We start from the raw sequence: 24705 nt of genomic DNA, 5'->3' as shown, positions 1-24705 counted from the left end.
GTACCCCGTTCTTGTACCCCCGCAAAACCCTGCGAGGTGCAGGAAACATAGGCGTCGCAGCCTGGGCGTGCTCACACTTCAGTGAGTCTCGCCGCGACGAGGCCGGCGAGGCCCTGCGCGGACAGGATGCCAGCGAGCATCGCGACGAGGTCGCTCGAGGGCACCGTGCCTCCCGGTGCCAGAATCGCGATGACGGTGTCGAGGAGATCCTCCACCGCCCGGACGCAACCGAAGCGCAGCAGACGGTCCTGGTCGAGATCGACCGGTCCGTACCCCGAATGGAATGCCGCCCGCTCGCCCTCCGAGACCGGGAGGGTGAACAGCACTCCGAGTTCGATGAGCATGAGGTCGACCTCGCGGGGAGCGTGAACCGCATCGTCGAAATCGATCAGCCAAGGCTGCCCACAGCGGTCCACGATCACGTTGCCGAGGTGGGGGTCGCCGTGGCAGCTCACCCGGACGGTAGGGCTCTTCGCGGCCTTGAGCCGAGCGGCCGCCGTCCGAAACGCGCCGATCCTCTCTCGGAGCTGCGCCCAGTCCGCCGCGATCCGGACGGCGTCAGCGTTTTCCGCGGGCCACCCGCCGTCGGCGACGAGAGCGTCGACGCGAGCGAGCCGATGCCGGATCCTCTCGCCCGCGCGCCGGATTCCGCGCCGCGGTCGTGGATCCGGTCGGGGCGGACGAAGCCTCGGCTCTTCGTGCACGCGCCGGAGGAGGCTGCCGAACCGGGTCCACTCCGCCTCATCGAGTCCGCGCTCGGCTGCCTCGCGCCCGTCGACCCATCGGCTGACCGAGAGACGATCGGTTTCGTGCTCGCTCCACGGAATACCCTCGGCCGTCGTCAGCTGCTCCGGCACGCCTTTCACGCCCGCGTTCGCCAGAGCCAGCGCGAGGAGGAGCCCGTAGCGGTTGTCGCGGCGTGTCCGTTTCACGGTCCAGAGGTCACCGGCATCGTCGGTGGCACACCAGACGGTCGCCTCTCGGTCGTACCCGCCGGTCGCTGCCACCATCTCGCCGCTCGTCAGGCCGAAGTCAGTCTTGAGCCAGCCCTGGATAGTCTCCGCGCTGGGACGCGTGTGGTCAGCCATGGAGACAGGGTGCACCCGGGGTACATCGGAGCGCTACGCGGTCCCTCTGAGAGGAAGCCCGAGCAGGCCGTCCCCCGACTGCTGAACGGGGCCGTGAGCCGAGCGGAGCACAGTGGCGTCATGACCCAGTACGACAAGCACGACCCGAACACTATCTACCCGGCCCCGCCGTTTCCCAAGCAGGAGCAGAGCCTGCCGGGTGCAGCGTGGAAGATGGACCCGAAGCCGGATCACGGCGAAACGAGTTATGTCGGCCGAGACCGGCTGACGGGCTTTCGCGGCATCGTCACCGGCGCGGACTCCGGCATCGGTCGTGCGGCCGCCATCGCTCTGTCGCGCGAGGGCGCCGACCTCGTGCTCTCCTACCTCCCCGACGAGCAGCGGGATGCGGAGGAGGTCAGAGATCTCCTCACTTCAGAGGGCCGGAAGGCGATCCTGCTGCCCGGCGATATCGCCGACGAGGAGTACTGCAACCGCCTCGTCGAGACGGCCGTCGATGAACTCGGCGGCCTCGACACGCTTGTGATGGTGGCCGGTCGGATGGACAGCAACGACGACATCCTCACCCTCGACACGGCAGCATTCGATTCGACCTTCAAGACCAACATCTATTCGCTGTTCTGGTTGACGAAGGCGGCGATCCCCCATCTGGAGCCCGGTTCGACGATCGTGACGACGAGTTCGAGCCAGGCGTCGTCTCCCTCGCCGGACAAGGTGGACTACGCCGTGTCGAAGGGTGCGGTGAAGATCTTCACCGAGGCGATGGCGCAGCAGCTCGCGCCGAAGGGCATCAGGGTGAACTCGGTCGCGCCCGGTCCGGTCTGGACTCCCCTGCAGCCGGGATCCGACGACGCCGAGACGGTGTCGACGTTCGGTGAGGGAACCCCGTTCGGGCGTCCGGGCCAGCCCGCGGAACTGGCCGCCGCCTACGTGCACCTCGTGTCGCCGGAGTCGAGCTACCAGACGGGGTCGACCATCTCGGTCGCGGGAGGCAACCCCGTCTTCTGAGAACGCCCCGGGCGGCAGTGCGATCAGTGGACAGGTGCGGTGCGCCTGCGGGGCGAGGGCGGCCTGGCCGCGGAAAATGCGGTCATGAGGATCCATTCTGCTTTCCAGCTGGGGCTCGTCGGCGGGCTCGGCGTACTGACGGCCATCCTCATCGGGGCGGCCCTCGGCCATCTGACGACGGTCATCACCTACGTGGGCATCGCACTTTTTCTCGCTCTCGGGCTCGATCCGGTGGTGGTCTGGCTGGAGCGACGCAGGATGCCGCGCCCCCTCGCCGTCGCCATCGTCACCATCGTCGTGCTCCTGGCTGTGGCCGGCATCGTGCTCGCCATCGTGCCGCCGATCGTCACCCAGACGTCGACGCTGATCGGCAACCTCACGACGTACGTCGAGAGCACCGGCTCGCAGCAGATCATCGACAACCTGCAGTCACTGATCCCGAAGTCGACCTTCAAAGTGCAGTCGGCGATCGACAGCGGCGTGACGTTCCTCAAGAACCCGGCGAACCTCGCCGGCATCGGCGGCGGCCTGCTCTCGGTCGGCCTCGCGATCGGCAACGGGGTCGCCGGTACCATCGTGGTCCTGATCCTCACGCTGTACTTCATGGCTTCGCTCAGGAGCATGAAGCGCGGCCTCTACACGCTGGTACCGGCCTCGTCCCGGGTCGAGTTCCGCCGCCTCGCGGAGGAGATCAGCGACTCGGTCGGCCGGTACGTGCTCGGGCAGGTCGCTCTCGCGCTCCTGAACGGGGTGTGCAGCTTCATCGTGCTGACCCTGATCGGCGCGCAGCTGCCCGCCCTATTCGCGTTCATCGCCTTCCTCGGCGCATTGATCCCGCTCGTTGGCACGATCTCGGCCGCCGCCGTCATCGTCGCGGCCGAGATCGCCCTGGTGCCCGGGCACCCGGTGACGTGGATCGTCCTCGCGGCCTGGTATCTGGTCTACATGCAGCTCGAGGCGTACCTGCTCGCACCCCGTGTCATGCGTCGGACCGTGCAGGTGCCTGGCGCTCTCGTCGTGATCGCGGCCCTGGCCGGCGGGACCCTCCTCGGCGTGCTCGGCGCCCTGATCTCGGTTCCGATCGCGGCGGCGATCCTGCTCGTTCTTCGCGAAGTCGTCGTGCCCCGGCAGGAGAGACGCTGACATGCAGACGGTGCTAGAGAGTGACGGGGTGCGCTCGTCGTTCGGGGCGCGTTTCCATCCGTAGAACGAACAATGCAAGCGCATATCTAGACGAACTAGGTATCTTGGTCTCATCAGAGGGGCCGTCACGCGATGGCCTCGCAGGTGGTCTTAATCACGGCGGACCACCGTCTTCCTTTGTTCCTCGTGGGCCTGCAGGGGCCTGGAAATGAGTGCACAATGTCGCTTCGTCGCGCCATCGACCGGTCACCGTTCTCTGAGATCCGTCACATCGAACTCGAACGGACTCTGATGGTCATCGCCACGTCGACCGTCGCTGCGACGGGTTTCCTCATTGCGGGAGCACTCGTCGCTATGGGAGTCCTCTCGTGAACACGGAACCGTCTCACCTCCTGGACACTCAGCCCCTCGATCTGCAGGAGCTGAAAGACCTGCTCGATCGCGACGTGGCATGAGCCTCTCTATGATCGAGGCCGAGCTCTTGGAGAGTGCGTCGTGGTTCCGTGCCGACGAAGGCCTCTGGGTACTCGATCGGAACCGGACCTTCGGCGGCACTGTCGACCGGCAACCGCAGGGGTTCGCGGTCACCGACGGGCGAGCACGCCCGCTGGGCACCTTCGCTACCCTCTCCGCCGCTCAAGACCACCTGCTCAGTCATACAAGGCCCCTGTGACGAGCGACGCCGACAGCAAGAGCCACCTCCAAAGGGGGTGGCTCTTTCTGTCGGTGCCCTGTCGTGAAGAGGGCAGATGCCGCAGGGCGGTTGGAGGTTCACGGGCGGGGACCGCAAGACATGGTCACAACCGGTGAAAACGCGCACCAGCGTCTCCAGCTATAGAGCTTGAACGCGGACGGTGTCGAGGCGTTCACAGATCGGTCACCTTACGCACCACGACCTCACCGCGAACGGACCACTGCGCTGTGACGAAGAAGGCGGAGGGTCGAACCATGCCGGGCGATGCCCGCGGCCACGATGTCGGGGTTGTCGGTGTACCAGGCGAGCTGGGCGCGACGCACCTCGTCGACCGCCACGGCTGCGCCGCCGACGAGCCAATGGTCCGTCGGCTCGTCGGCTAGGCTCCACGCGTCGATGACGGCGGCGTCCCGCGGCGCGTGCACCGCATCGAGCAACGGACGACCCGGATCATGAACGGTCGGTCTCATGCCCGCGCGGCGCCGCACCCTCTCGGCCAGGGCGGTCCACACGGCATTCCCCGGATGGTTCATCGTGCGCATCAGCTCGAAACCGGGGCGTTCGAACAGGTCGGAGACGACCACGGTGCCCCAGATCGACTCGCGCCGACGCAGCTCGTCGATCGATGCCTCGGCGACGGCACGGACGGTCGCCGGGACGAGCGGCGGCAGGGTCTCACCGGCCGCCGCCGCCAGAGTGGAGAGGTCGTGGTACTCCACCACCGGCGGGACGATGGAGGCGTCGCGGGGCGGACGCACGATCGCGTGCCACGGATACAGTCCGGCGAACCGCACGACCGGCACGGCGATGGTGAGACCGCCGCGCCGCCCGCCGAGCCGTGCCGAAGTCTGCCGGAGCCCGACGGGCAGCCCGTGGTAGTCGTCGCGCACCGGCTGCGACACGAGCAGGTCGGCGGCTTCCAGCCACCTCTCCAGGAAGGGCATGTCGCGTGCCGTGAGCTCGTGGACAGGCGGAACGCGCACGGTCGTGGCGTCGTCGCCCTGCAGCATGATGCGCAGCGACTCAGCCTGGCAGTTGCCTAGCACCAGCACGACGCGCTCCCGGGCGACGGGCTCGGTCAGCCCGTAGAAGTCGGAGTAGTGGCGGAGGCGGCCGTCCGCTTCGGCCACCGGGTCGACGTCGGGTCTCATGTCGTGAACGCTACCTGGGCCGACCTGCGGGCGGGGGCGGGGGCGGGGGCGGCCGGGTGACAACCCGAGCCCGCCCGGGGCGTCCCGTGTAGACGAGACCTATGCCGTCGACGACTGGAAGCCGCTCACCGCGCTGGCTGGTCGGCGTCACCGAGTACGCCGGTCTCACCGCCTACACGGGCGGTATCGGAAGGCACTACGCCTCTCTGCTCCCCGGCCTCGTGCGCGCCGGGATCGACGTCGACCTCATCGTCTTCAGCCGCGGAGACCTCGTGCGGCGCGAGCCGCCGGGCGGCGTGAGACTCGTCGCCCATCGTCGCCTGCCCCTCGCGCCCGCGTGGATCGAGCCCGTCGTGCGGGCCCTCGACTTCCGCGCCATCGCCGGCTTACGCCGCTACGACCGCATCCTGCTGCCGGAGTGGGGCGGCATCGGTGCGGCTCTTCCGCGGAGCGCGCCACTCGTGACCAATCTCGCTACCGGCATGCGGCTCTCCGATGTGATCTCCGGGGTCCGCGCCGCCGAGCTGCCGTGGTCGCGCCGCGTCGTCGCCTCGGTGCAGAGGTGGTGCGAGGAGGCCCAGATCCGGCACTCCCGGGGCGTCCTCCCCATCTCGACAGCCATGGACGAGGCCACCCGTCGCCTCGTGCGAGACGTGCCGCCGGGCGTGGTCGTGCGCAACTGTGTCGAGGTCGAGTCCGTCCGCCGCGGAGCTGCCACGGCGTCCGTGCCGGAGGGCTGGCCGGCGGGGGACGGGCCGGTGGTGCTCTTCCTGGGTCGGCTGGAGAGACGCAAGGGCGTCATCGATGCGGCCGAGGCGTTCAGCCGCGTCGCGGCCTGTCTACCCGAGACGCGATTCGTGTTCGCCGGCGCACCGGGTGACAGCCGCTTCGAGCCCACCGTCGCAGACCTCGATGCCTTGCTCGGGCGAGCGGCTCCGCACACCCGGATTCTCGGACACGTACCCGGTGACGAGCTCTACGCGGCGATCGCGCACGCGACCGTAGTGGTCTGCCCGTCGCGCTGGGAGGGCTTCGGGCAGGTCGCGCTCGAGGCGAAGGCGCTCGGCCGACCTCTCGTCGTCACGACCGGCAGCGGCTACGACGACTTCTGCACCGACGACGTCGACAGCCTGATGGTGCGACCGGCGGATTCCCGAGCGCTCGCCCGAGCCATCGAGACCTTGGTGCAGGATCCGGGTCGCGCTGCCCGCCTGGGCGCCGCTGCCCAGGCAGGCGTCGACCGCTTCACCGCCGATGCCGTCGCACCCGACGTGGTCGATGCGGTCACCCGCCTGGGCGCGCTCCCGATGCCGTCGAGGCGCCTAGACGCCAGCCGTCGCCGTCGCGGCTGACGAGCCCCTGCCGCTCGAACTCGCGGAGCCAGCCCGTCATCGGCCATTCGCCCCAGCGCTCGGCGAAGAGGCGCCCGTTCCTCAGGATGTCGTCGAGGTGCTGCACCGGGGAAGACGAGGTCGAATGGTGCTGGTGGTAGGCGTCCGCGCGGCCCACCCAGACGAGCGGCACGTCGCGTTCGCGCAGGTGAAACGCGAAGTCGGTGTCTTCGCCGCCGTAACCCTCGTACGCCTCGTCGAATCGGGGGCCCGACCGCCAGCGCTCCGCGCTGAGCGCGAACGACAGCGACCAGAAGAGCGGGTAGTCGCTGGGCGGCGCGCGCAGCAGGCTGTGATCGGCCGGGTCTGGGCGGGCGGCGTGGGGTGCGCGATGGCGCCGCAGCTCCTGCTCGTCGAGCGCGTCCACCCCGGGAGGCAGGTACGTCACCGGCCCGCACAGCACAGCGTCGAGCTCGGCGTCGGCGGCCGCCGCGTAGCGGTCCAGAAGGTCGGAGGAGGGCACGCAGTCGGCGTCGAGGAACACGATCAGCGAGGCACCGGCCTCAAGGGCCCGATCGGCCCCGGCGTTGCGCGCCGCGGCGAGCCGGAGGCCGTGCGGGCCGGGGGGCACCGACACGAGCTCGTCGGCCGTGAGCCCCGGGGGCGGCGAGTCGTCGAGCCAGACGACGACCCGACGGACGCCCGAGCGGGCGAGAACGGTCTGCTGCACTTCGAGATGCGCGCGCCGGGCCGCCGAGCCGATGGTCACGACGATCGTGCTCACGGCAACCACCGCTCGGCCACTTCCGCGATGGTGGCGGCGGCACGACAGGGCGCGCCGGACGTCTGCCAGAGCGACCACCGCGGCTCCCGCAGCCGTGCCCGGTCGAGCACGCTCGGCCAGCTCCAGGCGTCGGGCCACGCAGGCTCGACGACGGCGAGGTCGTGCCGCTCGAGGACCGTCGCTGTGACGACCTGCTCGTCGAACGGCCGCTGCTGCGGGATCACGACCGCACGCGCCCCGGCGGCGGCGATGTCGGCGACGGAGTTCTGCCCGGCCCAGCTCACGACGATCTCGGCCGAGGCGAGGAGGGGCCACGGGTCGTCGCTCCAGCCACGCCCGGCGGCGAGGATCGTCGTCGCCTCCTCGGGCAGCACGTCGGAGAAGGCGTCGAGGTCGGCGTCCGACACGGCGTGGCCGCCGGCTCCGAGCAGCACCAGCACGCCCGAGCGCTCGGCCGCCACGTCGGTGGCGCGGTCGGAGAACCGGCTGATGCCGCCGGTGTACACGACGTCGACCCCGGGCTCGAAGCGGGGCTCGTCGACGAGTCCCGCGGGCCACGGGGCCAGGATGCGCGTGGCCGCCCGGTAGGCGAGCCGATGCGCGTCGTCGTCGCGACGACCGGGCTGCGCCACGAGCACCACCGGGATGCCGAGGAGCCGCACGAACAGTGTGACCTCGACAGACACGTCGACGACGAACGCGGCCAGGTGCAGTCGGAGGGTCTCGACGGCGATCCGGCCGAGCCGCGATCGGTGCCCCCGGTGGCCGAGCGGCGCCCAGTGCAGCAGCCCCGCCGCGGTCGGCGCGGCGTCGGCGGGTTCCCGGACTCGTCCCGTCGAATCCGTCTCGGCCAGGTCGTCGCGGTCGAGCCGGATCCACCGCGTGCGATCCGGCAGGTCGTGCGGCTCGTCGAGGGAGCTGAAGACGACGACGTCGGCGTCGAGCTGCCGCCGGATGGCGAGAAAACGCGTGACGTGCCCGCGGCCGTGGTTGTGGACGTACCAGCCGACCGTGGGGCGGGTCACGCGACCGTCTCCGTGTCGGCCCGGCCGCGGTCGGCGACGTCGCTCAGGACCGCCTCCAGGGCGCCCGCCCGGGCAGTGAGAGAGAAGCGCTCGACGGCGGCGGCCCGGATGCGGCGGCGTGACCCGGCATCCTGCCCCTCCGACTCGACGAGGCGCTTCACGGCGGCGGCCAGCGCCTCCAGATCGCCCGGCGCCACGAGTTCGACGCCCGGAGTGCCCTCGGCGATCTCGGTGACACCGCCGGCTGCGAACCCGGCGACCGGCGTGCCGCAGAGCAGCGACTCCGGGGTGACGAGGCCGAAGGGTTCGTCCCACACGGGGGTGGTGAGAGTGCAGGCGCTCCGCCCGACGAGGGCAGCGAGGTCCGGCGTGTCGAGCGCGCCCACGTGCACGCGTGTCTCGTCGAGACGCGGGGCCACCTCCCGGTCGTAGTAGTCGCGATCGCCGATCCGTCCGGCCACGACCAGCGGCATCCCCAGCAGCCGGGCCGTCTCGAGGGCGAGGTGAGGCGCCTTCTCGGGCACGATGCGCCCGAACCACACGAGGCGCTCCCCACCGGGGCCCTCGCCCCAGGTGTCGGCATCGACGCCGTTGTGCAGCACGCGCGAGACGATTCCGGCGCTCTGCCACGTGGCGGAGGTGTGTCGGCTCACTGACAGGAACCGGCTTCGACGACCCGCCGCGCGGTGGTGTGACTCGGCCAGCTCGGGCACGACGGGCGTATGCAGGGTCGACACCATGGGCACGCCGAGGCTGCCAGCCCGTTCGAGCGGCAGGCCGTGCAGGCAGTGGTTGACGATCACGTCGTAGGAGTCCGCGCTGCGGCCCACCAGGTCGAGGGCTCGACCGAGGGCGGGAAGGGCGCGGTCGAGGTAGCCGGGCGGGTACGTGTCGTCGGCGGCCTGCGGGTCGCCGGCCCAGTCGGCCGCCGGCAGGGTGAAGGCTGGGATCGATGGGTCGAGGAAATCGGACCCCTCGGTGGCGATGAGGTCGACGCGGTGCCCTCGCGCGCGCAGCATCCGGACCTCGTTCCACACGGCCGACTCGAGCCCGCCGGCGAAGGGCGGGACGATGGGGAATCGGAGGGGGGCGATGGCGACGATCCGCAGCGGGGCGGCGACCGCGGTCACCGTGCGGCCCCGGAGGGCAGGAGCGAACGGTAGAGGTCGTCATGCGCCGTCGCGGTCTCGGCGTCGCGCTGAGCGCGTGCTCGCAGGCGCTCGGCTACGAGCCGTCGACGAGCGTCGCTTCCGGCGGGCGGCGTCGACCGAAGCAAGTGCGCGAGGGTCGCGACGAGGCCGGCCCCGCCGTCCGTCCACGCGAACCCGCCGATGGTCGGGTCGTCGTGCTGCTCGGCGAAGAACCCCACCTCGGGCGCGGCGACGGCTACACCGAGATCCCAGCAGAGTTCGAGCCAGCCCGAGTGCGTTCCCGCGCGGTAGGGCAACAGGCACGCGTCGAGATGCGCGAGGGCATGTGCCAGGGCTTCGTCGTCGAAGCGGTCGTGCTCCAGGAGCACCACGTCGCCGCGGCCCGAGCAGAGGGCGCGGATCGCGTCGCGCTGCTCCTGATCGCGCACCTGACGGTGCAGGTGCACCTCGAGCGTCGCCGGCACGCCCTGTCGCGAGAGGCCGTCGAGCGCCACCAGGAGCAGGCGCACGGCCCCCAGCCCGTCGACGTTCGGGCGCAGGTCTTTCAGGTGCACGCCGATCACAGGCACGTCGCGCGCGACGCCCCGCGGCAGCACCAGGTCATCGGGCAGGAGCCGGGGGTGAGGCAGCACGACGGCGCGGCGATGCCAGCGCGTCTCGATCTCGTGGGCGGCGCCGGGTGTAAGCGTGACCACGGCGTCGACGATCGGGACCAGGGCGTCGAGGCCTGCGAGGTGCGGCGTCTGGTTGGCGAGCTGAGGGTTTAGGAGGTCGTGCACGGTCTGCACGACCGGCCAGCCCACGCGATGAGCGGCCTCGACGGCGTCGACGAGTTCGGAGGGCGTGAACGATTCGAGTCCGAAATGCAGGTGGAGCACGTCGGCCTGGTCGCGGTGCTCGTCGATCCATCCGGGGGCGAGCACGACGGGCGGCCACCATTGCCCCTCGGGGGCCCCGACGGGACGCGGATCGGGCTGGACTGTGAGGTCGGACGACGCCATCACGCGTTCGACGTACGGGTGACCGGCCGGAACGGAGGCGACGCGCAGACGCTGCGCCATGGGAACTCCTGGGTGCTTCAGCGGACCACGGTGGCTACGCCTTATAAACGCTACGGGGCGGCGATACACGGTGCCCGATTCTCTGCACCCCCCTTGACGGGCGCGTGAAAATGTGTCAATTTCGCGGCGATGTCTGCCACTGCTCCGACCCAGATCATCGTCGGCCCGGAGGGTAACGGCGTCGTCGACTACGCGATGGATCTGGCTGAGGCGATCCGGCGACGCAGGCCTTCGACGGTCATCGTGCGACACGCGGTCGTCGCCGGAACCGCTTCCGTGGCGAGGTCGCACCCACGCGCGCATCTCCACGTCACCGATGCTCTCTTCGGTGAGTCGCTGGAAGCCGCGGGTGACGCACTTGCGGAGGTGGTCTCGGCCGCCCCGACGAGTGTGACGCTCCACGACGTGCCGCAGGAGTCGGACGGCGAGCGCAACCTCGTGCGCCGAGGCGACGTCTACCGACGCATCGCGTCGCTCGCCGTCGGGGTCGCCGTGAGCAGCCGGCACGAGGCCGACCTCGTACGGCGGCACCTCTGCCCGGGCCTCGAACCACGCGTCGTGCCGTTGGGCACCCGCCGTCCATCGACGCCCGGTGAGGCCTCCGAGTCGGCGAGCGAGGCTATCCGCAGGACTGCCCCGGGGAGGCCGGTTGAAACGATCCGCATCCTGGTCGCCGGCTACGTCTACCCGGGCAAAGGCCACGACGACGTCGTGCGCGCCGCCGCGGTCGTCTCCTCGCGTTTGGGTCGTCCCGTGACGGTCACGGCCCTCGGCGGCGCGGCCCGCGGCCATGCGCACGAGGTCGAGTCCTTGAACGAGCTTGCGACGTCGAACGGCGTATCCTTCGAGGTGACCGGATTCCTCAGCGGCGACGACTACCGGGCGCTTTGTCGCGCAGACGGTGTTCCCGTCGTGGCGCACCGGCATTACTCGGCGTCGCGGTCGTTGCTCGACTGGGGCGAGCAGGGTCGTCGTGCCGTCGTGGTCGACAATGCGTACGCGCATGAGATGGCGGCGCTGCGACCCGGCACGCTCGACGTGGTCGCCCCGGGGCTGGAAACACTCGCCGACGCGATCGAGGCTCGGGTCCAGGAGCCAGCGACGACCTACCTGGCCGCCGGTCATCCCCTGTCACCCACGCTCGACGATGCCGCCGGAGCCTACCTGGCATGGTGGGACGGTCTCGCGTGGTGACTCGTCGGGGCTTTTGCCTGCCAGAGAACGACTGGTCGCTTCTCAACGGCCAATGGCCCGAGGAGCCGCCGTTCGTCACCGCCATCGTCGCTCATTACGAGCAACAGACAGAGCTCGATCGCACGCTTCTGGCGCTGCGTCGGCAGGACCATCCTGCGTCCCACCTCGAGATCGTGGTGGTCGACGACGGGTCGTCGACTCCACCCGAAGTCCCGGCCGACGTCCGCCTCGTCGTCCAGGAAGATCGCGGCTTCCGCCTCGCTGCGGCTCGCAATGCCGGCGCAGCGGTCGCCCGCGGAGATGTGCTCTGCTTCCTCGACGCCGATACCGCCCCGGAGCGTGGCTACGTGCGCGGGTTGACGCGGCTGCCGGCCCTGGCTCCCGATGTCGTCGCGGTCGGGCGTCGCCGGCATGCTTCTCTCTCGACCGTATCCGCCGATGCGCTGCTCGAGGATGCCGCACCCCCGGTCGAGCTCGAGGAACCTCGCTGGCTACGCGACGCGTACCGCCGCAGTCGCAACCTCCTCGACGCCGACGACCTGTCGTACCGTCACGTCATCGGCGCGGTGATCGCCTGCGATGCGGCCTTCTTCGCTGAGACGAACGGGTTCGACGAGTCGTTCACGGAGTACGGGGGTGAGGACTGGGAGTGGGCCTACCGGGCATGGCTGTCCGGAGCACTGCTCGCCCATGTGCCTGAGGCCGTGGCCTGGCACGACGGGCCGGACTGGGCGGCTCGTCCTGAGGCGGCGCACGCAGCGGCCAACGCGCAGGCGCTCCGCCTGTCGGAGAGGATCCCCGTCCCTGGTTCCGGGCCCCGCGGTCTCCGCGGCCCGCTGGTCGACGTCGCGATCACCGTGCCCGAGGGAGCCGACCCGACGGCGGCTGAGTGGTTCGTCACACGGGATTCCCTCGCCGCCGATCTGCCCCTCGCTGCTCTACCGGGCGATCCACGGTCGAGGGCCAAGACGCGCATCGTCGTTGATGTGCATCGTCCGATGCGTGTGGCGCCCGGGGCTCTCCGGAAGGTCGTCGAGAAGGTCGCAGCCGAACAGCTCCACTCGTTCTCCGTGATCGATGCCGTCGGCGACCCCGTCTGCACAGTCACGGCGACACGGGCCGCGGCCCGGGCTGCACGGTGGCAGCGTTTCGACCTCTTCCCCGCGAGGCAGGGCGTTGTCGCGGGCATCGACCGGATCGGCGACGACATCGATGTGGGCGCCTATCTCGGCGGCTGGGGCTGAGCGCGACAGACGGACGCCTGCTGCCGCCCCGGGTACAGCCGATGCGGCCTTTGTCAGCGACCCAAGCCTAGCGTGAAACGACAGCACGGGAACCGCCGTCCATCACGTGGAATGATATGTCTGCCAGGATCGCCGTCGTCACCGGAGGGACCGTTGGTCTCGGCCGCGCCATCATGCGCGAGCTCGCCCACTGGGGGTGGGATATCGCGATCCTGGCCCGGGGCGAGGAGGGCCTGCAGGGTGCTGCGGCCGACGTGATGCGCGAGGGGAGTCGGGCGTTGCCGCTGTCGGTCGAAGTTGCCGACAACACGGCCGTCGAGGCGGCCACGGGGGTGTCGATCGCGGCCGCGATCCTGCTCCTGCTGCGTGAAGTCGTGATGCCCAAAAGCATGCACGCTGACGCCCCGGAATGCCTCTCAGGTGAGATCGGTGGCCACGGATGAGTCGAGCGCGTCGGTCATCTCCTGAAGAAACTCGAGGACGCCTTGCGCGACGTCGGGGCGGAGCTTCTCGGCGGCGATGATCATCTGCGCGTGCATGCCCGCCATGGTCGCGCGGACCTCCTCGTCGGAGTCGCCGGTCGCCGTCAGAAGCACTCCGCGCTTGTCAGCGGGATTCGCGCGTCTCTCGATGTGCCCGGACTTCTCGAGCCGGTTAATGAGGACCGCGGTCGACGCTGTCGTGATTCCGAGGTGTTCTGCGAGTTGGGACGCGTTCACGGTCCGGTCGGCGCGTTGTTCTCGAAGGAGAAACCGGATCGCGGTAAGGTCGGTCTCGCCCATCTTCATCGACAGGCGGGTCCGGGCGCGCATGTCTTTTTCTGCTTGCCGGTACCGGCGAAGGGCGTTCAGCACTGCTGCGCCGCGTTCCTGCGAGTCCGACTCGTACCAGTACCCCGACTGGTCGAAGGTGGTCGCGGCGGTGGATGGTGACGCCCCTGACATGCCACCAGGATATTGCCTAGTCCGTGTAGGTACCAGTTCCGGGCGACCAACGGCGTCTCGCCTCTCCAGTCTCACCCTCTCGAATGGTCATCTGCGTGCGTGGCTCGTTGTTGTTTCTTACCTCCGATGGGGTGACCCGTCGGATTGACTCCAACACGCGGATCGGCGTGGGCTGATCGCGGAGCTGACCCAGACCGCGCCGTTGGGGTGTCACATCGCCGGCGTCTTCCTCGAACCGCCTGCGGAGTGCCTGACCGCGGTGCTGACCAGGGGCCCCTCGCGTGGTGGGCGGACCCGTCCCGGGCGTCGACTATCCGCGGAGCGTACGCCGCGACGTGCTTAGTTAGACAAACTAGGCATTTCGGTCCATGATCGGATTCGTCACCGATTCACGGCGGTGACAGGGCTCCGATTCACGGCGGAACCCACAGTCTGATCCGTTTGCCTCGGGGCTCGCAGGGCCCAGAAATGAGTTGAACCATGACGCTTCATCGCGCCGAAAACGCCTCTTCGCCTTTCTCGGAGATCCGTCAACTGGAGCGAGACCGCACCCTGATGGTTATCGCCGCCTCCACCCTCGCCGCGACCGGGTTCGTGATCGCCGGTGTCTTCGTGGCGTTGGGGCTGGTCTGATGCCTGCCGTGCCGTCTCACCTGGTGGACACGCAACCGCTGGATCTGGGCGAGTTGAAAGACCTCCTCGACGAGCACACCGCATGAGCACCTACCTGCCCGGCCGCGGTGTCCTGCCTGTCAAAATCCGGGCGTACCCGAAACGGCGCTTCAGCAGCTACTTCACCCTCACCACGACCACAAGCCCGGCCGCGTCCCGGGTCTCCCCGGCCGGTGCGAATTCCGATCCGTGCTACGCGGATTTCTTCCAGCCGACCGACACGACCTCCTCAATGGCGCACATGTCGGAGGTCGCATGAACCCAACAACGGCACTGGGGCCGACCGAACCGGAGCACCGCCCCTACTACGACCTGGACCTGGTCGACTGTGACTGGGACGACTAGAAAGACCTCAGTTCTTATGCCTGACAACATTCCTCGCCTCGACCAGCTCATCCACGAAGACCTCATCGGGTACGTCACCGCCAGCTTCGGTGAGATCGTCTCCTGGAACGACGCCGACTAATTTCCCACCCCATGCTCAGCACAACACCTTCCCCACTTCCAGATTCTCGAACAGGCTCATTGGTTGCTCGCACACCGCCCATAGTGTCGTGGTCCACGCCGGCCCCTGGCCTGTGGGTGTTGAACCAGCACCACACGTTTGGCGGGACCATCGACCGGCACGGAGCGCGCTTCACCGTCACCAGCAGTTGCGGCGAACCCCTCGGCCACCGCTCGACCCTGACCGCCGCACAACAACTCCTCCTTGACCACACCCCTAGCCCTTCCTCGATCGGAACAGCAGCATGAGCTTCCTCGGTTTCCTCCTTCTTGGCCTGATCGCGGGAGCGATCGCAAAACTCATCCTCCCGGGACGGCAAGGCGGAGGCTGGTTCCTCACCCTCCTTCTCGGCGTTGTGGGCGACTCCTCGGAGGCTGGCTCGGCGGTCTTCTATTCCATGTCGGCTACAACGGGTTCTTCTCGTTGCAGTCCTGGATCATCGCGATTGTCGGATCGATCATCGTCCTGCTCATCTACGGCGCGATCAGCGGACGCCGCGGAGCCCGCGCCTAACCTCCACCCCAGTAATGACGAAAGCCACCCCATTCGGGGTGGCTTTCGTTATAGGAGTGTGGGCGGGGGTGGGTGGTCCCTGCCCGTGAATGACGCGTGTCACGCCACTCCCCGCACCAACACTCACAGCATGCAACCCGACTAGCCCAGGAATCAAGGTGACCGTCTAGCTACCGGTCAGAGCTCCGCCACCGATAAGCGCGTACCATAACCTGCCGATGAAGATGGGGCCCTCACGACTGAGATGCGCGAGGACCCCGTAGCCGGCCGTGATCTGCGGTTGTAGCTTCACGGGCAGGGACCGCAAGACACGGTCACAACCGGTGAAAACGCGTATCAGCGCTTCCAGCTACACGCTACCTAACGCCCCGAGACAACTCAACGCCCACGTTCACGACGCGATCGGGATAATTCGCAGTCAAGCAACGAACCGAGCGCACGGCGATCCCCGTCAAACGACCGCCGATCCGGGGTGGGCCGCGCCGTCAGCGCCTCGGATCAGGGAGGCATCCTTGACGCGGCCCTGCGCGCGATTAGCAGCCGAACGCGCCGCGAGCTCAAGCGTCTCGCGACACACGGTCATGTCCCTTTCCTTGGGGGCCGGGCGCCTCACGCCCACTCTGTACATCGTCCTGTACGTGCTTAAGGTAGAGGTGTTCCTCGGACGACGGATGAGGCGACGCTGACACCTCCACGGATTCAGGGCGTCGAACCCACCAGTCGACGGCGACCGCACGGGGCGGACTCTCATCCTGGCTGCGACCAGGGTCGGAGCACTCACCCGGTCGACCTTGCCACCCCGCCGCGAAGAGATTCAGGGTGCACTACCGTCGTTGTGTGCAGGGGAAGGCTTCTTGGTGGATGGAGTCGACCGGTCGGGTCGAGATCCACTTCGATGCGGAATCCTTCGACATCCTCGCGGGGCACGGGCGGCGCGAAGCGCCCCAACTATTTCATTTGACACCAGGTAACACGAGGACCGTGACCATCCTGATGTTGACGGGAGCGGCTCGTGTGACCTTCGAATTCTTCTCGCATCGACGCGTCGAAGTAGCAGTCCCGACGAATCTCATGCCACTGCTTCTGGTGCCGCTGCGACACATCTTCGGCGTACGACTCGTCGGCTGAGCGCGTGACCGCCGCCGGAGTCCAAGCGGACAGCGGATGCGCGAGTGACGCCGGCGCGGACAGCCGTGCTCGTATGTGACTTCCTGCACATGTCGAGCCGCCCGTCTGGCGTTCGCGAACGCGAGACTGCCCGTCGGTCAGGAGGGCGTGATCTAGCGATCTGGCCTCTAGCGAGGCTGGTCCAATGAGTCCTCGTGCTGCGAGTCAGTCCCCGAACTGGGTGTTCTAGCGCAGCGGGTTCCGAAGATAGCTTCGAGCTGTGACTGATCAGGCAGCCGTTCACTCTGCCCACCGTGTCTCCGCACCGGGTGCGGCGTCGGGCGGGCCTGCTCGATCCAGTGGCGACGCTGAGACGCGGGTTCGGATCATCGAAGCGGCGATCGCGGTCCTTCGCCGCTACGCATTCCACGAAGCATCACTGGACCTCGTCGCGGTCACCTCGAACCTGTCGGTTGCCGAGGTGACAAATGCCTTCCCCACCTGGGATTCTCTCCTGGTCGCGACCCTGGACCGTTGGAACGGGCAGCGAATCCGACCCATCTTTCCGGTCGCCGAACATCATGGCGCCGTGGTGTTCCTGAGGACCATCGTGCAGGCCAACATCGCCGACCCCGCGCTCATGCGGGCTCTGTCCGCTTGCGTCAACATCGCCGCCACACCATCTCATCCCTTGGCCAGCCATCTCCAGCGTGCGTGGCGGGACTTCCATGCGTTCGTCATGCATCAACTTGCCACGGACATCGAGGCCGGCAGAGAACCCGACACCATGCAACCGGCCCGAGGTGCCGAGCAACTCATCGCCCTATACGAGGGACTGCAGTTGCAGTCCATGGTCCGCCCGGGGATGGACCTGCTCGACGCGTTCGATCGAGCCGTCACCCGCCTGCGCGACGGTTGGGCCAACACGTATACCCCGCCCGTCTGGAACCTCGACGACGACTTGCAGTAGTCAGACATCGACGACAAACTCGAGTCGCCATCTCAAAACCAATGGTCAAAGCACGAAGCCGCAAGACTGGAGCACAAGAGACGTAGGTTTGACGCTAGCTGTCGCGTGACTTCGAGTCACCCGACCGCACGCTGCGCCGGCGTGATCTGGCCAGCTAAACGTTTCCTCTGGTCGCCCTATTAGCGTGCCGCCATTTGAGGAAAACTCGATCAGCGATCAGGTCCCCTAATCAAGTCTCTCGAATCGTTTTCGGCTCATCGCGCACCCAATGGTCATAATCGGCAGAGATGATGCCAAATGGCGCTGGGACGTTTCGAAGCTTTCTCGTCCGGAGAAGGCAGCTATTCCAGGGAGCAATCCGACTCATCGGCATAGTCCCCTGTTGCGAAGGTGCTTGTCGGCTTTCTAAGGAGCCTCGACCTCGCCTGAGGCCCAACCTTGCCGCTGATCGGGCTCGCGTGGGGTTTACACGTCCCTCGGTCGCCATCATGACCAAGGTATGTATATTAGATGCGAGAGGGGCGTCATTTTATTTACGAAGCGATCCGGCGACCGTATCGGATGTCGAGGCCTGCGCTGCAACCACCAGGTCTTTCGTAATCCTGGCGCGAACGAGAGTAGTCTGGCCGACCTCATCCGAGTCTTCTGACGATCCCGCCATGAGCCATCTACCACTCGCTGCAGCACACGAAGCGAACTCGCGGGTAACCCGGAAAATTATGTTTACTATATAAACATTCAGCCACATATGCACGTCGATGGCTCCAGGAATTGACGCGATCCTGATTATTGAGGGGGCTTCCAAAGATCTGCGAACCACCCACGGAGTTTCTCGGGTCTGGTGGCGAAATTGGCGACTCCAGCCTCGATTGACGTTTGGAACCCGCAGGACGCGCGCCTAGCTGAAGCGGCGAAAAGTGATGGTGTCGACAGCACGGGTGCCACGGACGCGCTGAATCAGGAAAAGCGGGTACGCGCAGGAGGTCGCCGACGTGGTGTGGGAGGCATCCCGCCAGCACCTCGCGTCAATGACGCTCTGGCGGGGCCGGTGACGAAGTAGGGAACTGGCCCCGGTGGACCGGAGTGGCGCCTCGGACCTCGTGACGGTTGACAGGTGATCACTCGGACTCCACGAAGGCCGTGAGTTCGTCGCCGTTTCGGAAATGGTCCAGGAGCGCCGTGACCGCTCCGGAGCGTTGAGGCGTGTCTTCCTGGAAGGAGTTGCTGAAGCCGGGGATTGACCTGACCAGGGGATCGTTAAGGGCGGTGTAGCCCATGGACCATTTCGGGAACTGCCGGCCGGGCTCTGCTTGTTCGGCGACAAGAGTGACGTCATGGTGTCGCGGGTCGTCCCGGATCATGTCGTACCGTCCGCGGACGGTCTCCGGGTCGCCCTCGAGGATCTGCAAGAACCGGCCCTGATCGTGCAGCAGCAGCCCCGTGATCCCGTCACGGCGGTTGTTCGCACGGCTATTCATAAGCAGCGTGATGAGGTCACCGTCGGTGAAGTCGTACGAGGCTGTGCTGCTGTAAGCGAGGAGAAGCATTCGGGTCCCTTTGGCTGGTGAACTGTCTTAGTGTGCCCGGTCGGACCGCCGGTGGAAACCCCCGAGACGGGTGCTTGACACGGTCTACGCACCCCGGACGCGCCGCTCGTTGAATCACTGGCTGGCGGCAAATCAGGTGAGTGCAGTCACCACCGATCGCACGAATCGACGTACATTCGGCCGAAGCTGTCGTTCTTGCAAGATAGCGGGGATGCGACGACCCGAACGTCACACCCCCGCCAGCACCAACAGCACCGGTTGGTGATGTCACGACGATAGGCGACCGCGGCCGACGATGCTGTCCGCATTTCGACGGACCATCCCCCCGTGTCTTTATGAGGCCCATCTCCACCATGGTGTCATCTGGCCTATGCTGCCGAGCTAACGCGACGACCGTCGTCTTGATCTCCCTCACGACTGGCCCACCTGGCCAACTCGCGTTGTGGCGTCGCCTCAGACCAATGGCAAATACCGTTCACATAATGTCGCGATTGCCGCTCTACGCTATCGAGGGCCTGCGCGGCTGGGTCGGCGGCGCCCCCGCGGTGCCTTCATCCCCGTCGCCAACGACAAGGAGGACCGGCTCGATGCCGGGTACTTGGTCACCGTCACGGAGGGAGCCGGCGTATCTCTTGCGAACTCCTCTACGACCGGGGCTCTGGGTCGGGACCACGACTCGAGCGAGCTGATGACCTTGCTCGAACATTTCCTGCTTACGACGGCTCGGCTCGAGGCCGATCCATCTTCCTATCGGATCGTGAACAGAAACCTCACGGTGCGGCTCCGCACCTTTGCGAGGGAGTGAGGCGGCCTAGCTGCACGGGATGGCGCGACCCGTTCGTCGTCCCGTCGTCGCCCGAGCTGAGGTCGGCTGCCAGCGTGATAGATCCGTACCCCATGTTCGGTGTTCGCAGGTTGAGTGCGGGGCGGCTGCTTGGCTGAGATAAACGAGGAGTGTGGATGGAGCGAATTAACTATGCGGTCGGCTCCGTGGTCACGGGTAATGCTATTGCGCACGCAATCGTGGGCTACGCGCGCGCCCTGGCTAAGAACGGGGACTCCGACACGGTCACGTTTCCGATCCTCTTGGACGATGGTGACGTGGGATGGGCCGAGATCCTCATCGGTCCCGCCAGTCAGGTGCTGAATGTGCCCGAGGCGAGCGACCGTGAAGACATCATCGACACAGGCCTCGTTGACGGGCTACTTGAGAAGACGGAACAACTCGCCCGGCCTCGTGCCGAGCCAATAGGGCCTGGCGATGTGATGGAGTTCCCCGACGACCTCTGACGACTTGTCGTGAAGCGCGCGATGATAGCGGTCCGTCTCGAGATCCTCGTCGGCCTTGCGCACTGCGCACAGAGGGCGTGCGTCGAGCAACTCGTGAGGATTGGTCGACCGATTTACGTCCGTGCCGCCGACCGACGCCACGCGGCCGGGACCGATGTCGAATACGGTCAGGTCGAAACCGACTCGGTACAGCGTGTCGGCGATGGTGCTGGCCTTCTGGAACCTTCGTTCGATGCTCATCGCGACGAGCTCGCAACTACTTCTTGTGCCGCGAGTAACTCAGCAGGACGCACGTAGCCACAGCCGCACCCGCCAGGATGATCGGCACGACTAGCCACGGACCAGGTCCGGGCAGGGGTGCTACTAACGCAAGCGTCTGTGTTCTCATAAGGGCAATCGGCACAACTCAGCGGCACGAGGTAGATGACGACGGCGTCGACTCGGGCCTGTCCTAGGCAACGAGTTACTCGTCTGACGCGCGGGGTCGCTCCCAGATCGAGTCCGGCCAAATCGCACCCTGGCTTCCTCCTGCGGTCGTGGTGCGGAGGAGCAGTCGGAGCGGTCATTCTCCTCATTCGTCGCCGAATTGGAGGCCGCTAGGGGTGAATTTCGGGCGCCAAGTGACCTCGCGCTATCGCAGCAGGATCGGCTCGCGCTACAGGCTTCTGGCGCATGTGTGGGAAGACGAGTGCTTGAGCGTACGTTCGCCACATGACCGACAAAGGCAAGGCCCCCGGCGGGTCGACGGACATCACCGACGAGCAGAAGAAGCGAACAGCGGACCTCGGCGACGGTTCACCCACGGGGAACGCGACCGAGGACCCTCAGCAGGACAGTGACACGCCGTCGGGAGGTGAACCCGAATGAGCGACCCCAAGCCCGCAAGCAATCCGGCACCGGACGTCGATCCTGACACCGGTACGGAGCCCGATGGCACCCCGGTGGAGAATCCCTCCGGTCACGGCGAACTGCGTCCCGCGGCCTGACAGTTGTACCCCGAACACACGAAAGCGCGGGAACCCTGACGGGTTTCCGCGCTTCTGCTTTCGCCCGGCCGGTCAGGCCCTGACGTCGTCACGCCAGGCGCCGTCCGCGGTGCCCTGTGACTCGATGTACTCCTTGAAGTTCTGCAGGTCTTTCTTGATCGCATGGTTGTCGGCGCCGAGGGTCGAGCCGATCTTCTCCAGGAACCCGGTGGGCTGCCAGTCGATCTGCACGGTGAGGCGGGTCTCCGTGTCGGAGAGCTTGTGGAACGTGATGACGCCGGCGTGGTCGACCTCGCCGCCGGTGGAGTTCCAGGCGACCCGCTCGTCCGGGTGCTGCTCGGTGATGGTGGCGTCGAAGTGCTTCTCGACCGGGCCGACCTTTACCGTCCAGTGGGTCAGTGTGTCGGATTCCTGGGTGATCGACTCGACCTCGTCGAGGAACTTCGGGAACTCTTCGAATTGGGTCCACTGGTTGTAGGCGACGGAGACGGGAACGTTCACGTCGACTGTTTCGATGGCCTGTGCCATGGGTTTCTCCTCGTGTTCGGGTGAGAGTCGAACGGTAGGTGCGCGTGTTGTCGGGCGCTCTCAGGTTGGCCGATGCCCGGCCGGTTGCCAGTCGCGGGATGGCGACAGGTCAGTCCTCCAGCGCGTCGAGTTCGCGGAGGGCCCCTTCGGCGCGCGCGAGGCGGTCGGCTTCAGCGCTCGACCACCATTCCTGGCCGCGTTCGCCGAGGCCGTGCTTCGCGACGTCGACGCGGTGCCGCGCCCGGGCGAGAGCCGCCGTGTCGTTGTCGGATCTCGCACGTCGAACGGCGGATCTCCCGCGCCCGAGATGCGACTTGAGCTGTTGCACGAGAGCGTCAGGGAGGCAGGGGTCGGTGCGCCGCCAGCGCCGCCCGTCGATGATCAGCCGCCTGTCGTCCTCCGACACCGACTCCTTATCGCTCGTCATGTTCGGTTGCGTCAGGTCAGGTGTAGTCGCCGGCGGCGATGGCTTCGGCGTACTTGCGGACGTCGGGTCCGGGTTCGTAGTCGATGAATCGTTCTTTGAGTCGTTCGTTCAACGCCCTGAACGCGTCCTCCCATGATGTGCCCGTGAACTCCCGGGCCACGGCGCTCACTGCGTCGCGGAGGACGTTGTCGGCATCGCTCAGGATCTTCGACCGCGCTTCGTCGTTCCAGCGCACACTCTCGAGACCGGCCATGGTGTCAGTCCTCCCTGTCTCCGCCGTCTTCCGGCTCCGTCTTCGTCTCCTCCATCCGGTCACGCAGGTCCTCGGCCATGCTGCCAGCTCCCTCGTCGCCGTGGTCCTGCTCGACCTGCTGCACCAGACCGTGCAGCTTCTGTTCGTTGGTCCCGTCGTCACTGCCGTCCATGACGAACTCTTCTTGGAGGTCTGTGCTCATGGGGCGGACGGTACGCGCAACCCACGGACGCGCTCCTCAGAAAGGAGGCGGCTGGCATCGATCCGAAACGAACCCCGCGGTCGGCCTGTGAAAGGGGTGGCTGTCAATCACGACTTACACGGCGGAGAGGTCGCGTGTCGCGGTGTCATCACTCGCTGATCCCGCGGCTGGCGCGGCGCGGCAACCGAGGCGGTTCAAGGTGCGGCCTTGCACGTCAAGGAGGACCTCTGTATCGCAACGCCTGGTACGGGTACTTGCTCAGGCCCGGGAGGTTCGGCTCGGTGATCTCGCCGTGAATCGAGGCGAACGCTGCGAGGCCCACTGGCCAGAGCAGCCCGGCGCATCCGCGTAGGTTGGAGCTGTCCGTGAGCCGCGAGAAAACCGCCCGGTCGGCGGGCGCGAGCGTGCGGATGTACGCGACTCCGAAGTGGAAGCCGTTCCGGGCGCGCTCCTGCCGCGCGCTTTTGCCGATTCCCCCATGCGGTCATTTTCGCAGGAGCCGCGGCCCGTTCGGAACGCCGTAGCGCCTACTTCAACGCGCGGCCCACGCGCGTCACCAGAGCTCGGAGGATGAGTCCGCCGGCGAGGAACTCGAAAGATTCTTGCGGGACATCGAGCCCCATGGTCTGCATGAGGCGACTGCGCGTAGCATCCATCACTTCGCTGAGGGTCAAGGGCCGCGGTGGCTCGTATTCGACCCGATCGGCGCGCAGCACCCGGTTTTGGTCGTCGTAGATCTCGAGGAATAGGCCGGACACGTCGACATGGCTGGGCTCGTTGTATTCCGTCGTGACACGGATCGAGGTGGCACGCTTCAGCGACTTGCTTAACGGGGACTTCTTCGCGGCCATGCCTCAGGCTTACCAGCCCGGCGGCATAGGTGGCTGTGTTAACGGTCGGTCGCTTGCCGGCGGCTGGGGCTCCGGCTTGAAAGCGCTACGCGCGATGAGCTCGTGAGAGTCGGGCTCGTGCTGGCCTGCCTGGGCGACGGTGTTCTCGAGCCAAGGCTCCCGTACGCGGTGGTCGTTTGCGGACGCGGTGAGTCAGTCAAATCGTCGCAGCAAGCTCTGCCCAGCACGTCTTCCGCTCATGTCGTCTTCCCATTCCGCTTGAGCGTCGTGCGCCCAGCGATCGCCGAGGCCGTCACGGTCGCGGGTCCGGCGAGGTATACCTGCGCCTCGGATGAGGTCGAGCCGCCGCAGCAGGCGTACAGCAGGCAGGCCCGCCTTCGCGAAGAGATCCTTGCGATAGACGAGCATTTGCGCGAACGCGGAGTCGGGAACGGCGAGCTGCGGCATCGGCTGCAAGGTGGGCCATTTCGGAAAGGGCTCGATACCGGATCAGTCTTTCGGTCAACGCCATCGGGTTTCCCCCGACGGTGGCTGCCTCGTTATCGAAGGCGTATCGAGCGTGATCGATGCTGCGCGCCCATCGTTCCTCGAGGGCCATCCAGGAATCGAAGGGTGCCACGGTCGGGTCCTCCGAGGCACGGTGCGCGATGATCCGGCGGTACGACCCACCCCATTCGGATTGGGTCTGGGCGATGTCGGAATGTACGAAGGGGTAGTCCAACGGTTCCTGGAACAGGGGAAGGAAATCCGGCGGCGTGGAGGCTGCGGGGAACTCGGAGATCGGCATCTGCAGCACGCTGTGGAACATGACCGAGCTTTGCCCCGCGTCGTCGAGGACGGCGTGGATCGCTCCTCGCACCTGCCGCAACGCGAGCTCCGCGGTGCGGGCGATCGCGTTGTGGACGCGGGCGCGGTCACCGAACTCCATGTCGACTCGGACCCGAACTGTCCGCTGTCCGAAGGAGTCCTTCCAGCCCTGGCCAACGCGCTCCGGCTGTCTCTTCTGAATTCGACAGGCGGGGCTGCGTGGCCCAAA

At 67.2% G+C, this 24705-nt stretch carries 26 protein-coding genes and 1 pseudogene; 12 read left to right on the top strand and 15 right to left on the bottom strand.

Annotated elements, in window-relative coordinates; genetic code table 11:
- Positions 1–71: 71 nt before the first annotated feature.
- The gene (locus C8E83_RS09635; protein ID WP_121369692.1) at positions 72–1088 is read right to left on the bottom strand and encodes an aminoglycoside phosphotransferase family protein; all 1017 of its coding nucleotides are present in this window, start codon (positions 1086–1088) and stop codon (positions 72–74) included.
- A gap of 120 nt (positions 1089–1208) precedes the next feature.
- Here C8E83_RS09635 and C8E83_RS09630 point away from each other — a divergent pair, with 120 nt between their 5' ends.
- Positions 1209–2096 (top strand): SDR family oxidoreductase, encoded by an 888-nt coding sequence (locus C8E83_RS09630; RefSeq protein ID WP_121369691.1) that lies wholly within the window; start codon positions 1209–1211, stop codon positions 2094–2096.
- A gap of 84 nt (positions 2097–2180) precedes the next feature.
- Positions 2181–3239 carry an AI-2E family transporter gene (locus C8E83_RS09625; protein WP_121369690.1) on the top strand — a complete coding sequence of 353 codons (1059 nt, stop codon included), beginning with the start codon at positions 2181–2183 and terminating at the stop codon, positions 3237–3239.
- Between the two features lie 897 nt (positions 3240–4136).
- Here C8E83_RS09625 and C8E83_RS09615 read toward each other — a convergent pair.
- Complete coding sequence (locus C8E83_RS09615; RefSeq protein ID WP_121369688.1) at positions 4137–5084, bottom strand: WcbI family polysaccharide biosynthesis putative acetyltransferase; 948 nt, start codon at positions 5082–5084, stop codon at positions 4137–4139.
- A gap of 101 nt (positions 5085–5185) precedes the next feature.
- Here C8E83_RS09615 and C8E83_RS09610 point away from each other — a divergent pair, with 101 nt between their 5' ends.
- Positions 5186–6436 carry a glycosyltransferase family 4 protein gene (locus C8E83_RS09610; protein WP_121369687.1) on the top strand — a complete coding sequence of 417 codons (1251 nt, stop codon included), beginning with the start codon at positions 5186–5188 and terminating at the stop codon, positions 6434–6436.
- Here the strand turns inward: C8E83_RS09610 and C8E83_RS09605 are convergent.
- Genes C8E83_RS09605 through C8E83_RS09590 form a run of 4 tightly spaced genes read right to left on the bottom strand, consistent with a single transcriptional unit; the run spans position 6369 to position 10436 of the window.
- The gene (locus C8E83_RS09605; protein ID WP_121369686.1) at positions 6369–7199 is read right to left on the bottom strand and encodes a glycosyltransferase family 2 protein; all 831 of its coding nucleotides are present in this window, start codon (positions 7197–7199) and stop codon (positions 6369–6371) included. The genes C8E83_RS09610 and C8E83_RS09605 overlap by 68 nt on opposite strands.
- Positions 7196–8224: a glycosyltransferase gene (locus tag C8E83_RS09600; RefSeq protein ID WP_121369685.1), complete on the bottom strand. Its 1029-nt coding sequence runs from the start codon at positions 8222–8224 to the stop codon at positions 7196–7198. Before C8E83_RS09600 ends, C8E83_RS09605 begins: the two co-directional genes overlap by 4 nt.
- Positions 8221–9354 carry a glycosyltransferase gene (locus C8E83_RS09595; RefSeq protein WP_121369684.1) on the bottom strand — a complete coding sequence of 378 codons (1134 nt, stop codon included), beginning with the start codon at positions 9352–9354 and terminating at the stop codon, positions 8221–8223. The genes C8E83_RS09600 and C8E83_RS09595 overlap by 4 nt, the downstream gene beginning before the upstream one ends.
- Positions 9351–10436: a glycosyltransferase family protein gene (locus C8E83_RS09590; protein WP_121369683.1), complete on the bottom strand. Its 1086-nt coding sequence runs from the start codon at positions 10434–10436 to the stop codon at positions 9351–9353. Before C8E83_RS09590 ends, C8E83_RS09595 begins: the two co-directional genes overlap by 4 nt.
- Before the next feature lie 129 nt (positions 10437–10565).
- On the opposite strand from C8E83_RS09590, the gene C8E83_RS09585 reads away from it, so the two are divergent.
- The 3 genes from C8E83_RS09585 (at position 10566) to C8E83_RS09575 (ending at position 13317) form a co-directional block, all read left to right on the top strand.
- Positions 10566–11630: a glycosyltransferase family protein gene (locus tag C8E83_RS09585; protein ID WP_121369682.1), complete on the top strand. Its 1065-nt coding sequence runs from the start codon at positions 10566–10568 to the stop codon at positions 11628–11630.
- Entirely contained in the window at positions 11606–12874 is a 1269-nt protein-coding gene (locus C8E83_RS09580) for a glycosyltransferase family 2 protein (RefSeq protein ID WP_121369681.1), read from the top strand. Before C8E83_RS09585 ends, C8E83_RS09580 begins: the two co-directional genes overlap by 25 nt.
- A gap of 116 nt (positions 12875–12990) precedes the next feature.
- Positions 12991–13317 (top strand): SDR family NAD(P)-dependent oxidoreductase, encoded by a 327-nt coding sequence (locus C8E83_RS09575; RefSeq protein WP_121369680.1) that lies wholly within the window; start codon positions 12991–12993, stop codon positions 13315–13317.
- Here the strand turns inward: C8E83_RS09575 and C8E83_RS09570 are convergent.
- The gene (locus C8E83_RS09570) at positions 13291–13818 is read right to left on the bottom strand and encodes a MarR family winged helix-turn-helix transcriptional regulator (RefSeq protein ID WP_121369679.1); all 528 of its coding nucleotides are present in this window, start codon (positions 13816–13818) and stop codon (positions 13291–13293) included. The genes C8E83_RS09575 and C8E83_RS09570 overlap by 27 nt on opposite strands.
- A 480-nt stretch (positions 13819–14298) precedes the next feature.
- Between C8E83_RS09570 and C8E83_RS19475 the strand changes: the two genes are divergently transcribed.
- The 5 genes and pseudogenes from C8E83_RS19475 to C8E83_RS19220 all read left to right on the top strand — a co-directional run bounded on the left by C8E83_RS19475 (position 14299) and on the right by C8E83_RS19220 (position 17585).
- Entirely contained in the window at positions 14299–14451 is a 153-nt protein-coding gene (locus tag C8E83_RS19475; RefSeq protein WP_170159900.1) for a hypothetical protein, read from the top strand.
- A gap of 82 nt (positions 14452–14533) precedes the next feature.
- Positions 14534–14749, top strand: coding sequence for a hypothetical protein (locus tag C8E83_RS09565; protein ID WP_121369678.1), 216 nt, complete (start codon positions 14534–14536; stop codon positions 14747–14749).
- Between the two features lie 490 nt (positions 14750–15239).
- Positions 15240–15508 (top strand): annotated as a pseudogene (locus C8E83_RS09560) (GlsB/YeaQ/YmgE family stress response membrane protein).
- An 861-nt stretch (positions 15509–16369) separates the two neighbouring features.
- A complete protein-coding gene (locus C8E83_RS19225) occupies positions 16370–16636 on the top strand; it encodes a hypothetical protein (RefSeq protein ID WP_147430141.1) in 267 nt (88 codons plus the stop codon).
- A 259-nt stretch (positions 16637–16895) separates the two neighbouring features.
- Entirely contained in the window at positions 16896–17585 is a 690-nt protein-coding gene (locus C8E83_RS19220) for a TetR/AcrR family transcriptional regulator (protein WP_147430140.1), read from the top strand.
- 1118 nt (positions 17586–18703) lie between these two features.
- Here C8E83_RS19220 and C8E83_RS09550 read toward each other — a convergent pair.
- Positions 18704–19132, bottom strand: a complete 429-nt coding sequence (locus C8E83_RS09550; protein ID WP_121369676.1) for a BLUF domain-containing protein — start codon at positions 19130–19132, stop codon at positions 18704–18706.
- A gap of 1203 nt (positions 19133–20335) precedes the next feature.
- Complete coding sequence (locus C8E83_RS19215) at positions 20336–20662, bottom strand: hypothetical protein (protein ID WP_147430139.1); 327 nt, start codon at positions 20660–20662, stop codon at positions 20336–20338.
- Between the two features lie 471 nt (positions 20663–21133).
- Here C8E83_RS19215 and C8E83_RS19470 point away from each other — a divergent pair, with 471 nt between their 5' ends.
- Positions 21134–21289, top strand: a complete 156-nt coding sequence (locus C8E83_RS19470) for a hypothetical protein (RefSeq protein WP_170159899.1) — start codon at positions 21134–21136, stop codon at positions 21287–21289.
- A 191-nt stretch (positions 21290–21480) separates the two neighbouring features.
- Here the strand turns inward: C8E83_RS19470 and C8E83_RS09535 are convergent, their stop codons facing one another.
- The 6 genes from C8E83_RS09535 to C8E83_RS09510 form a co-directional block, all read right to left on the bottom strand.
- Complete coding sequence (locus C8E83_RS09535) at positions 21481–21936, bottom strand: SRPBCC family protein (protein WP_121369673.1); 456 nt, start codon at positions 21934–21936, stop codon at positions 21481–21483.
- A 109-nt stretch (positions 21937–22045) separates the two neighbouring features.
- A complete protein-coding gene (locus C8E83_RS09530; protein WP_121369672.1) occupies positions 22046–22363 on the bottom strand; it encodes a biopolymer transporter Tol in 318 nt (105 codons plus the stop codon).
- 16 nt (positions 22364–22379) lie between these two features.
- Positions 22380–22616, bottom strand: a complete 237-nt coding sequence (locus C8E83_RS09525) for a hypothetical protein (protein ID WP_121369671.1) — start codon at positions 22614–22616, stop codon at positions 22380–22382.
- A 4-nt stretch (positions 22617–22620) separates the two neighbouring features.
- A complete protein-coding gene (locus C8E83_RS09520) occupies positions 22621–22818 on the bottom strand; it encodes a hypothetical protein (protein ID WP_121369670.1) in 198 nt (65 codons plus the stop codon).
- 527 nt (positions 22819–23345) lie between these two features.
- Positions 23346–23669, bottom strand: coding sequence for a hypothetical protein (locus tag C8E83_RS09515; RefSeq protein ID WP_121369669.1), 324 nt, complete (start codon positions 23667–23669; stop codon positions 23346–23348).
- A gap of 192 nt (positions 23670–23861) precedes the next feature.
- A complete protein-coding gene (locus C8E83_RS09510) occupies positions 23862–24116 on the bottom strand; it encodes a hypothetical protein (RefSeq protein WP_121369668.1) in 255 nt (84 codons plus the stop codon).
- Positions 24117–24705 lie beyond the last annotated feature (589 nt).

It is taken from the genome of Frondihabitans australicus (assembly GCF_003634555.1).
GTDB classification, from domain to species: domain Bacteria; phylum Actinomycetota; class Actinomycetes; order Actinomycetales; family Microbacteriaceae; genus Frondihabitans; species Frondihabitans australicus.
Note: the sequence above shows the minus strand (reverse complement) of the source record. Positions and strands in the feature narration are given on the sequence as shown.